This window comes from Corynebacterium lipophilum (assembly GCF_024102595.1).
Taxonomy (GTDB): Bacteria; Actinomycetota; Actinomycetes; order Mycobacteriales; family Mycobacteriaceae; genus Corynebacterium; species Corynebacterium pseudogenitalium.
Genome location: NZ_JAEUWV010000047.1, coordinates 1 through 1,057, shown reverse-complemented (window position 1 = coordinate 1,057; position 1,057 = coordinate 1). Strand labels below are relative to the sequence as shown.

2 protein-coding genes are annotated in these 1,057 nt (G+C 53.8%); both read left to right on the top strand.

From position 1 onward, the window contains the following. On the top strand, positions 1-342 hold a 342-nt coding region (locus JMN37_RS11250), incomplete at its 5' end, for a hypothetical protein (protein WP_252932202.1). Positions 343-383: 41 nt separating this feature from the next. Then, positions 384-1,057: DDE-type integrase/transposase/recombinase (locus JMN37_RS11245; protein WP_252932201.1), on the top strand; the 674-nt coding region annotated here is incomplete at its 3' end.

Below are 1,057 nucleotides of genomic sequence, written 5' to 3'. Positions count from 1 at the left end.
GCCGATGGTGATCTCACCACGCGTACTACACCAAGGAGGATTGGAACGTTGACGATGGATGAGTGCGTTGAAATCCAGCAGTTACGCAAGGAAGTCTCCGCGTTGATGCAGCAAAAGCGCAAGCTCGAACTCGATGCGAAGCGTCGGGAGGAAGCTATGCAGCGTGCCCTGGATAAGGCAACAGAAAGAGCAGAGCGGGCTGAGCTAGCCACTGATGTGTTGGGAAAAGCTTTAGCGACCATGCCAGGGCAACATGGCGTGGACTCAAACGTGGCGGAAGGGTCCTTACTCAAGACCAACAACGCCTCTACGACCAAGGACAACACGCAGAAGAAACACTGATTGACCAGTTAGTTGACTGTGGCTATTCGAAAACTCACGCAATGCGCATCATCGGAGTCTCACGCAGCCGCGTGTTCTATCAAACGAAGCCACGCCCACGTGTTGCCGATCCAATTGCCTACGACAAACGACGGATCAACCGACTGTCCGATACCACTGTCGAGCGCATCTTGGAATTGTTAGACGCCAATCCACATTCCGGGGTGGACCAGGTATTTTACGCCGCGTTAAACAACGGGATTTACCTGGCAAGCCTGCGCAGTTTCTACCGAGTTGCCAAAAAACATGGACGATTGCTCTACCAACGACACAACACCAAAGCCAAGCAAGCTCAACGCAAACGAAACGCCTCCCCGCCACATGTACGCGCCACAGCACCTGGCCAGGTACTGTGCTGGGACATTACCTTCTTGCCTGGACAATACGTCGGACAAAACTTTGCATGCCACACGGTCATTGACCTGTACTCCCGCGCAATCGTTGGCTGTGTCGTAGCAGAACGCGAAAACAGCCACGTAGCAGCAGCAATGTTTGACGACATCCTGACTCGTTTTCCCCACGTGAAAACCGTGCACTCTGATAACGGCAGTGCGATGACAAGCAAACGCCTCGGCAAACTCTTCGCCAAACACGGTGTGGCCCGCTCATTTAACCGGCCTCACACCAGCAACGACAATCCGCATACCGAGTCGGTGTTCCACACCATGAAAGGCAG